This window comes from Luteococcus peritonei (assembly GCF_039526385.1).
GTDB lineage: Bacteria > Actinomycetota > Actinomycetes > Propionibacteriales > Propionibacteriaceae > Luteococcus > Luteococcus peritonei.
This window is the reverse complement of record NZ_BAAAIX010000016.1, coordinates 1-9327: the sequence shown is the minus strand read 5'-3', so window position 1 is coordinate 9327 and position 9327 is coordinate 1. Positions and strand designations below refer to the sequence as shown.

The window sequence follows — 9327 nt, the reverse complement described above, 5'->3', positions numbered from 1 at the left end:
GGTGACGCGGGAACCGCACCGGCGTGGGCTGGGGTCAGTAGCGCAGGCTGGTCATCATGCCAATCTCGGCGTGGTAGATGTTGTGGCAGTGCAGCATCCAGGCTCCCGGGTTGTCGGCCTGCAGGTCGGCCTCGATGGTCTGCATGGGCAGTACCAGCACGGTGTCCTTGCGCAGTCCGTTACTGCCCGGCAGGGACCAGGTGTGGCCGTGGATGTGCATCGGGTGGGCCATCATCGTCATGTTCGTCATCCGCATCCGGACCCGCTGCCCCGGGCTGATGGACAGGGGTGTGTCCTCACCGAACTTCTTGCCGTTGATGCCCCAGGCGTAGGGCTTCATCTGGCCGTTGAGCTGGACCTCGAGGGTCTGCTCCGGTTCCTTGTCGGGCAGCTTGGCTGCGTCGGCGGCGCGCAGGGCGGTGCCAAGGACAGCCTTTCCTCCGAGTTCGGGGATTCGGGTGGTGGCCGGCGGAATGCTGCCGGCGCCGGTCTTGACGATGGCGCGGGCGGGAGTACCGGTCTTGCCCTCGGGGGCGGCCTGCAGCACGAAGACGCCGTCGCCGACGGTGACGGTGGCGTCGATCCTTTCTCCCATGGCGAGGTAGATGGCCGTCGCCTCGACTGGCTGCACGGCGAAACCGTCGGCGTGGGTGATGGTGAGTCGGTGCCCGGACAGGCCGACCTTGAAGATCGTGTCGGCTCCGGCATTGATGAGCCGTAGCCGGACCTTGTCCCCGGGGCGTGCCGTGAGGGTGCGCGGTGCGGCCGGGATCCGGCCGTTGACGACGTAGTGCGGGTAGCTCACGTCTCCGGCATCGCCCAAGGGGGAACTGCCGTGGTCCATGCCTCCCATGTCGTGGTTCATTCCTTGGGACAGGGGGCCGCTGTTGGCCTTGAAGTCGGCGAAGATCGCATCCGGTGACTTGCCAACCCCATCGGTCCAGTCATCCAGGACCAGGACCCATTCCGCGTCGTGGTCGCCCGGATCGCGTGGGTCGTCCAGCACGAGGGGAGCGTACAGCCCCCGGTCGATCTGGACTCCGCTGTGGGGATGGAAGAAGTAGGTTCCGGCATGGGGTGCGACGAACTCGTAGGTGAAGGCACTCTTGGCGGCGATGGGGTCCTGAGTGACACCAGGCACACCGTCGGAGGCGTTGCGCAGGGCAATGCCGTGCCAGTGCACCGAGGTGGCTGTGGGGAGCTGGTTGTCGACCGTGACCCGGAACAGGTCGCCCGCCTTGCCGCGCAGGACGTTCCCGTCGAGTTCGTCGGTGTAGGCCCAGGTCTTGGCCAGGACACCGCCCAGGTCCAAGGTGACAGGGCGCGGGGTCAGGGTGTGGGTGACGGTCGTCGCCCCGGCCGGGGTGGCGAGTGGTGTCTGGGTCGGGATGGCCCATGTGGCCGGGGTGGTGCTGGCCGGGGAGGGCTGCTTGGCGCCGCATGCAGCCAGGGCGCTGGTGGATGCCAGGCCGAGGCCGGCGAGCAAGGCCTGTCGGCGAGTGATCGTGTTCATGCCCACGACTCTTCCCGCCCCGCATTGTGACCGGGTCAGGGAAGTGTGGAGATTCGATCAAGACTTCGTGGCAGCACCAGGGTGAACGACGCACCGCAGCCCACCCCCGGACTGGCCGCCAGCACGTCGCCCCCATGTGCCCGGGCGACGGCTCTGGCGATGGTCAGGCCGACTCCGGTTCCGCCGTCGACGTCACGGACCCTGCGTGATCCTTGGTGGAAGAAGCGTTCGAAGACGTGGGGCACCTCACCGGCGGGTATGCCTGCGCCGGTGTCGCTGACCTGGATGGACACCGAGTCCGTGTCAGACCAGCTCGTCACACATACCTCACCCCCGCGTGGCGTGTGCTGGACGGCGTTGCGCAGCAGGTTGTCCAGGACCTGGCCGATGCGTGCAGGGTCGACGTCCACCTCCACGGGGCAGTTGCCACGGGTCACCAGCTGGATACCTGCCTCGGCACAGGCTTTCGCACACGAGGTGACCGCCGATTCCACCAGGTCATCGATGCGGGTCAGCCGTAGTTCGAGGGGGATCCGCCCCTCCTCTGCCCTGGAGACCTCGGAGATGTCGGCCGCCAGCGCCGTGATGCGCTCGTTCTGGCGTTGGAGGACCTCAAGGACTTCCGGCCCATACACGGCGACTCCGTCCTGGAGGCTCTCGAGCGTCACCCGCGTCACGGACAGGGGCGTTCGCAGCTCATGGCCAAGATCGGTCAACATGCGTCGTCGGGTGGCCTCCGTGGCCGCGATCTGGGCCGCCATCCGGTTGAACTCATGGGCCACGGATTCGAGTTCGCGCCCCAGTGGCGGCATGCGCACGGGGTCGTCGTAGTTGCCGTGCGCGACCCTCTCAGCCCCCTCGGCCAGGGCATCCAGCCCTCGGATGAGGCTGCGGTTCAGCACCCATGACGTCACTGCCGCGATCATCATCGCGGCGGCAAGTCCCAATCCCAGGGAGGCCGCACCGGCGTCATGGAAGGCACGCTCGGCATGGTCCAGCACCTTGGGCTGGGTGTGCCCGGCCTCGGCCATGTGCTTCTTGAACAACGGCGGGCCCATCTCCAGGGCGGTGAGGACCAGCGTGACGCTCATGGTGACCAGGACGGCGAACTGTGTCCACACCAGCCGTCGACCCCACGACAACCCGGGCCACAGCTCTGATGGCCGTCCTCCCATCAGCCTCGGCCCATCCGGTAGCCCACGCCCCGTACGGTCAGCACGTAGCGGGGATCGGCGGCCTCCTCACCCAGCTTCTTGCGCAGGTGTGCCACGTGGACATCGACCAGATGGTCGTCGCCGACCCAGTCCTCGCCCCAGACCATGTCCGTGAGCTGACGCCTGCTCAACACACGTCCGGGATGCTGCGACAGTGCCTTCAGCAGGTCGAACTCGGTGCGTGTCAGGTCCACCGCCACACCATCCATGAAGGCCTCGCGCGAGTCGGGATGCACCACCAGGGTCCCGATCCTGCGGGCGACGGACGTGGAAGCCGTGGATCGCGGGCGACGCAGCAGCACCTGGACGCGTGCGACGAGTTCGCGCGGGCTGAAGGGCTTGGTGAGGTAGTCATCCGCGCCCACGGACAACCCTATGAGCATGTCCACCTCGTCAGCTCGCGCGGTCAGCATCAGGACGTAGCAGTCGCTGAAGGTGCGCACCTTGCGACAGACCTCCACTCCGTCGAGGCCCGGAAGGCCGAGGTCGAGGATGACGACATCTGGCTGCTCCTCCCGGATCCGCGACACCGCCTCGTTCCCGTCTGCACAGGTGTCTGCGGCCATGCCGGCCCGTTCCAGGTAGTTCTTCACCGTGCCGGCCAGCACCGGTTCGTCGTCGACCACCAGCACCGAAGTGCGCGCCACATCGCTCATGGCTCCACCTCACCACGAGACCCAGCAGGCGTCACCTCGTCGGTTGCGAGGACGGGGACATGTTGTGGTTCATGCTGCCCATGTCGTGGTTCATGCCGGACATGCCACCCATGTCATGGGTCATGACGCTCGACGACGTGTCACCTCCCAGGACTGCCGGATCGACCATCCCGAAGATCATCGCCACGTGGGCCACCACGAGGAAGGCCGCCACCATCGCCACGTGCATCCGCAGACGGTTCTCACTACTGCGGCCCAGGACCCCCGCCTCGAGGAGACTGATCACGAGCATGGGCAGGCCACCGACCAGGTAGCTGAGGACCGCGATGACATCAGCCGGGCCGCGCCATCCCCCATTCATGGTCAAGGGCACCACCGCGTGGACCATCAGGTGCGTCCCGATGAAGACCCACACGGGACCGGCGAGCAGGCCAGCAGCCCGACTGAGCCTCGCCACCCACGGGGCTGCGGGCCGGTCATTGCGGCGCCCCAGCAGCATGACCAGTTCCGTGATCGCCAAGGTCTCGGCCAGGATGACCGGGAGGGCCATGAACAACAGCAGGTTCCACGGTTGCCGCACCGCGAGAAGTTCCATGTAGTGGGTCATCGCCATGCCAGCCATGCCCGAGCCAGCAGTCAGGTCGGGCACGGCCAGGGCCAGCCCGACCGCGGCCACGCTGGCAATTCCCAGGAATGCGAGGGACCCACGAGCCAGGGATGAGGATTCATTCGTCGTCATGCCGCCAAGCCTCCAGGCGGCATGTCGAGCCACGAGCAAGACAGTGTGAAGAAATGATCAAGATCCACCGCGAACACCGGCTGTCACCCACCTCCCCCGTCCGGACCATCGATGCCCCGGACCTGTGCAGTACCCGCAGTGGCACAGAAACCCACCAGAAGTCGACCGGCACTCGGTTCGGCCGCCTCTCTGCCGTGCACTGCTCTCGATGGCCACGCCATGACCCGTCGAGTCACAGAGTCTGGCGAGCTCGCGTGTGGGCGAGGCGATAGGAGTTGGTTCCGGTCTCGATGATGGTGGCGTTGTAGGTGAGGCGGTCGACGATCGCTGCACAGAGCCTGGGGTCAGTGAAGGTGTCGGTCCAGGCGGAGAAGGACTGGTTGGACGCGATCGCGATGGCGTTCTTCTCCTCCCGCTCTGTGAGGACCTGGAACAACAGCTCGGCGCCGCGCCGGTCGAGCTCCATGTATCCCAGTTCGTCAATGACCAGGAGATCCACTCTTCCGTAGCGGTTGATGGTCTTGGTGAGTTGCTTCTCGTCAGCGGCCTCGACGAGCTCGTTCACCAGGCGGGTTGCGAGGGTGTAGCGGACGCGGTAGCCCTGTTCTGCGGCGGCGGTGCCGAGTGCGATGAGCAGGTGGGACTTGCCGGTGCCGGAGTCCCCGATCAGGCACAGCGGGTCGCCGCGGCGGATCCAGTCGCCGGTGGCGAGCTCGTTGATGGTGGCGGGGTTGATGTTCGGGTTCGCGGTGAAGTCGAAGTCGGCCAGCCACTTCTCGCGCGGGAATCCGGCGCTCTTGATACGGCGCAGGGTAGAGCGCCGGTCACGGTCGTCGACCTCGGCCAGGAGCAGCTCGGCGAGGAAGCCCTGGTAGGTGAGTTGTTCCTTGGTGGCGGTGGTGATCGCCTCATCGACGACGGACCGGATGGTGGGCAGTCGTAGGCGGCGGCAGGCCTGGTCGATCGCGGCCTGGGCGGCTTGTTCGGTGAGGCCGTGACGACGACGAAGACCGCCCGGACGGGAGCTGCTGGTGTTCGTGGTCATGGGGTTCCTGTCTGGGTGTGGTGGTGGACCTCGGCGGAGGCCGGGGCGGGGTCGGGTTGGCGGCGGCGCAGGAGTTCGTCGTAGGCAGTGACAGTGGGCAGGGGGCGGGTGTCCTCGGGCAGGTGCGCGATGACCTGGTGCGGGTCGGTGGGGCGTCGTGGTGGCAGGTTCACGACCGTCCCCCGCCTGGTCGGGCTGACTGGGGCGGGTGTGTGGGTGGTGGCGTGGCGGCGGGCTTCGACGGCGACGACGTCGGGGCTGATCGCACCAACGGACAGGGCTGAGGTGATGCCGGCGATCACCGCCTCGGCCGGAAGGGATCGGTGGAGCAGGAGCACGTCGATCAACTCCTGGGTGCCCGCGACGTCGCCGCTGGTCTTGCGGGCGGCAGCCCAGAACGCGTCGTGGGCGGCGGTGAACGCCCCCGCGGCTCTGGCTTGGGCCAGGGCGGTCGAGCCGGGGGACGCGCCGGGCTTGTGGCGCAGAACCTCGAGGTAGTGGTCCAGCTCGACCCGGGTCACCCCACGCGTGCCGAGGCGGGGATGGGTGGCGACCACGGTGCGGCCCTCGAACACGACCACGCACGAGGCCCGCAGACTGACCCGGACGCGCTGCCCGATCAGGTGCGCCGGAACGGAGTACTTGACCATGCGCACGGTGATCAGGGCGGAGCGGTCGACGCGCGGGTGGAGGATCAGGCCGGGGTCGAAGTCATCGGCCGGCAGCGGCGCCAGGTGGTCGAGTTCGGCGCGGTAGTCCTGCCCGATCGTGTTCGCATGGCCGGCGATCCGGCGGGTGTTGTCGTCGACTTCCCAGACACGGATCTGGTCGTTGAGTTCGTCCAGGCTGGCGACCTCGGGCATCGGGGTGAGGTGGTTGCGGCGGAACCAGCCGACCTCGCCCTCGACACCGCCCTTCTCATGGGCGCCGTCGATGCCGGGCTGGCAGTAGAACGCGTCGAAACCGTAGTGGGAACGAAACAGCACCCAGCGTTCGTTCTCCTCGCGGAGCCGGTCACCGCCATGGATGACCTGCACGACCGCGGACGTGAGGTTGTCGTAGCGGATGTGGCGGGTCGGGATGCCGCCCAGGGCGTGGAAGGCCTCGATGTGGCCCTCGAGGAAGGCTTCCTGCCCGCCGGTCGGGTAGACGCGGTGGATCGCCTTGCCCGAGTGCGACAGGCGGTAGACGAACATGTGGCACTTGGTCTTGACGCCGTCGAGGATCACATACACCTCACCGAAGTCGACCTCCGCCTCCGCGCCGGGGGCGTGGTCCTGCGGCACCATCGCCTCCACCCGCCGCCCGGCCTCCAGCTCGATCTGCGCCCTGCGGATCCGGACGTAGTCCCGCACCGTCGAGTAGGACAGGTCCGTCGCGCCGTGCTCGTCACGCAACCGGGCCAGGATCCTCGTGGCGGTGTGGCGCTGCTTGCGCGGGGCGGTCAGGTCGTAGAGCAGCATCTGGTCGATCGCCGGCTTGTACGGGTCCAGCCGTGGGGCGGTGCGGACCGGGGTCTTGCGGGGTGGTGGTTCGGCCGAGGCGAGTGCCTGGCGGACGGTGCGGCGGTGCACCCCGTGCTTGCGCGCGAGTTCGCGGATGGACAGACCATCGACTCGCGCGTCGTGGCGGATGTCGGCAAACAGTTGCACTCGTGACCCCATCTCGGCCTCCTCGCCTCACACCAGTGGATGGGGACCAGCGGGGAGGGGCGGGGCCAATTCAGACTGTCAACACCCCGGCAGGCTGCACGTGGGGCCGATTCAGGCCGGGTGGGTTCCAGTCATCGTTGCAACACGGGTGTGTTCTGCAGGCTAGCGAAGACCTGCTGCGGGGACTGCCATTCGAGGCTCCTGCGGGGCCGTTCGTTCAGCTGATGCTGGATCTCGGCGATGGCGACTGGGTCGAAGACCGCCAGGTTCGTGCCCTTGGGTAGGTAGTCACGCAGCAGCCCGTTGGTGTTTTCGTTCGAGGGGCGTTGCCATGGCGCGTGCGCGTCACACACGTAGATCTCCAGCCCGGGGACTCGAGCGGTGATCGTGGCGTGCTGCGCCATCTCGTTGCCCTGGTCCCAAGTCAAGGTCCGACGCAGGTGGGGCGGCAACGACGCGAGGAAGCCCGCGACGACGTCACATACTGTGGCCGAGTCCTTGCGGCCCGGTGGCAGGTGGCCGACGAACGTGAACCGTGAGGAGCGCTCTACCAAGGTGATCACTGCCGAGGTGTTGCCCGACCCCATGATGAGGTCGCCTTCCCAGTTGCCGCACTCGCGTCGGTCCAGGACACTGGCGGGCCGCTGGTCGATCGAGGTCATCGTGGGTACGTGGTTACGTCCGGGCCGGCGTGCGAGGGGGTGACGTCGTCGCATCCGTTGACGATGCCGCTGACGCAGTACGAATCCGGGCAGCGCTCGCTGGAGTCCTCCCAAGTCAGATCGGTAAACGGCTTGGTAGATCGTCTCGGCGCAGATCCATCGTTCGGGCTGGTCGGGAAACATCGTGGGCAGGACTTGGGCGATTTGTTCGGGGCTCCAGCGACGCAACAGTTGCTTCTCGACGTACTCGCGCAGCACGGGGTCTCGGGCCAGACGGCTCGTGCGGGGTCGTGGGCGGCGCGCCATCGCGCGCTGGTGTGCCTGGTGTGGCCGGTAGCGGCCGGCAGGACTCGTGTTGCGTTGGAGTTCGCGGCTGATGGTCGACGCCGGCCGGCCCATGAGCCTGCCAATCGCGCGCAGGCTGTGGCCTTCACGATGGAGGTCCGCGATCCGGACCCGTTCGTCCAGGCTGAGGTAGCGAGGCGAGGAAGGCTTCGCCGGTTTGAGCAGGATCACGGGGGCATAGTGCAGCACCCGCCCGTCCTGTGTGGGGACCGTGCGGCCGTAGCGCCAGCGCTTCGCGGTCTTGCGATCCACCCCGACCCGGCGCGCCGCCTCCGACATCGACACGCCCCGCAACAACAACTTCTCCAACGCCTCACGCTTCGCGTACTGCGGCTTCGGACCTGGCCTGGCCATGGGCAACTCCTGATCTCAGGTGTTGCAACGACCACCAAAATGCGCCCCGTCACAACGGGGCCAAACCAAGCTGTCACAACCACCGAGGGCCAGCGCTTGCTGATCGACGACCCCGCCCGCTTCGACGCAGTCCGCGTGATCGGTGTTGACGAGCATGTCTGGCGCCATACTCGGCGCGGCGACAAGTACGTCACCGTGATCATCGACCTCACCCCGGCACGGGACAGGACCGGGCCCGCGCGGCTGCTGGACATGATCGAGGGCCGCTCGAAGGCAGCGTTCAAGGCCTGGCTCGAGGCCCGCCCCAAGCAATGGAAGGACCGCATCGAGGTCGTGGCGATGGTCCGGGTTCAAGACCGCCGCCGGCGAGGCTCTGCCCGGCGCAGTCGCGGTCATGGACCCCTTCCACGTCGTCCGCCTGGCCGGCGACGCCCTGGACGACTGCCGGCGACGCGTCCAGCAGCAGCTCCACAAGCGCAGAGGCCGCAAGGACGACCCGCTCTACAAGGCGCGCCGCACCCTCCACACCGGGATGAGCCTGCTGACCGACCGGCAACGGGAGCGGCTCAGCATGCTGTTCGCCCACGAGAAGCACGCCGCGGTTGAGGCGACTTGGGAGGTCTACCAGGCCATGGTGGCCGCCTATCGAGAACCTGACCGCGCCAAGGCCAAGGCCAAGATGGAGAAGGTGATCGCGGCACTGAGCAAGAAGGTCCCCGACACCCTCGAGGAACTGGGAAAGCTCGGCCGGACCCTGACCCAGCGCTCCACGGACGTGTTGGCGTTCTTCGACCGACCCGGCACCAGCAACGGCCCCACCGAAGCGATCAACGGACGGCTCGAGCACCTCCGCGGCTCCGCCCTCGGCTTCCGTAACCTCACCAACTACATCGCCCGCAGCCTCCTCGAATCAGGCGGCTTCAGACCCCTGCTACACCCTCAAATGCGATGAGCCGGTAATCCCCAGGGAGATCAACTGACCGCCAGCACGGAGATGAACTGTCCGCGGACAGGGAGATCCCGATGTCCCTTGACACCCGTGCGCAACTGATGGGCGCGAACCTGCGCAAGGCCAAACTCGGGACTGCCCCCAGTTTGGTTGACAGATTTCTAGGGGCTGGTCAGGCGGCCTGTGTGACCGTCTGAT

Annotated in this window: 7 protein-coding genes and 1 pseudogene; 1 reads left to right on the top strand and 7 read right to left on the bottom strand. The window is 67.3% G+C overall.

Annotated elements, in window-relative coordinates; translation table 11 throughout:
- Nucleotides 1-34: 34 nt before the first annotated feature.
- The 7 genes from ABD073_RS07330 to ABD073_RS07300 all read right to left on the bottom strand — a co-directional run bounded on the left by ABD073_RS07330 (nucleotide 35) and on the right by ABD073_RS07300 (nucleotide 8180).
- Nucleotides 35-1513 (bottom strand): multicopper oxidase family protein, encoded by a 1479-nt coding sequence (locus tag ABD073_RS07330; RefSeq protein WP_343873351.1) that lies wholly within the window; start codon nucleotides 1511-1513, stop codon nucleotides 35-37.
- Between the two features lie 35 nt (nucleotides 1514-1548).
- Nucleotides 1549-2604 (bottom strand): sensor histidine kinase, encoded by a 1056-nt coding sequence (locus tag ABD073_RS07325; protein WP_343873350.1) that lies wholly within the window; start codon nucleotides 2602-2604, stop codon nucleotides 1549-1551.
- Nucleotides 2605-2687: 83 nt separating this feature from the next.
- Nucleotides 2688-3383 (bottom strand): response regulator transcription factor, encoded by a 696-nt coding sequence (locus ABD073_RS07320; protein WP_343873349.1) that lies wholly within the window; start codon nucleotides 3381-3383, stop codon nucleotides 2688-2690.
- 31 nt (nucleotides 3384-3414) lie between these two features.
- Complete coding sequence (locus ABD073_RS07315; RefSeq protein WP_343873348.1) at nucleotides 3415-4155, bottom strand: DUF6803 family protein; 741 nt, start codon at nucleotides 4153-4155, stop codon at nucleotides 3415-3417.
- Between the two features lie 199 nt (nucleotides 4156-4354).
- On the bottom strand, nucleotides 4355-5167 hold the full coding sequence (gene istB, locus ABD073_RS07310; RefSeq protein ID WP_343873347.1) for an IS21-like element helper ATPase IstB: 813 nt from the start codon (nucleotides 5165-5167) through the stop codon (nucleotides 4355-4357).
- Entirely contained in the window at nucleotides 5164-6831 is a 1668-nt protein-coding gene (gene istA / locus ABD073_RS07305) for an IS21 family transposase (RefSeq protein ID WP_343873346.1), read from the bottom strand. Before istA ends, istB begins: the two co-directional genes overlap by 4 nt.
- Nucleotides 6832-6950: 119 nt before the next feature.
- Nucleotides 6951-8180 (bottom strand): IS30 family transposase, encoded by a 1230-nt coding sequence (locus tag ABD073_RS07300; protein ID WP_343873345.1) that lies wholly within the window; start codon nucleotides 8178-8180, stop codon nucleotides 6951-6953.
- A gap of 63 nt (nucleotides 8181-8243) precedes the next feature.
- On the opposite strand from ABD073_RS07300, the pseudogene ABD073_RS07295 reads away from it, so the two are divergent.
- Nucleotides 8244-9132 (top strand): annotated as a pseudogene (locus ABD073_RS07295) (ISL3 family transposase); the annotation flags it as partial.
- Nucleotides 9133-9327: the final 195 nt, after the last annotated feature.

Bases quoted from the DNA above. Each gene is read 5' to 3' on its own strand.
- ABD073_RS07320 (WP_343873349.1), bottom strand. From the start codon at position 3,383: ATGAGCGATGTGGCGCGCACTTCGGTGCTGGTGGTCGACGACGAACCG.
- istB (WP_343873347.1), bottom strand. From the start codon at position 5,167: ATGACCACGAACACCAGCAGCTCCCGTCCGGGCGGTCTTCGTCGTCGT.
- istA (WP_343873346.1), bottom strand. From the start codon at position 6,831: ATGGGGTCACGAGTGCAACTGTTTGCCGACATCCGCCACGACGCGCGA.
- ABD073_RS07325 (WP_343873350.1), bottom strand. From the start codon at position 2,604: ATGAGCGTCACGCTGGTCCTCACCGCCCTGGAGATGGGCCCGCCGTTG.
- ABD073_RS07300 (WP_343873345.1), bottom strand. From the start codon at position 8,180: ATGGCCAGGCCAGGTCCGAAGCCGCAGTACGCGAAGCGTGAGGCGTTG.
- ABD073_RS07330 (WP_343873351.1), bottom strand. From the start codon at position 1,513: ATGAACACGATCACTCGCCGACAGGCCTTGCTCGCCGGCCTCGGCCTG.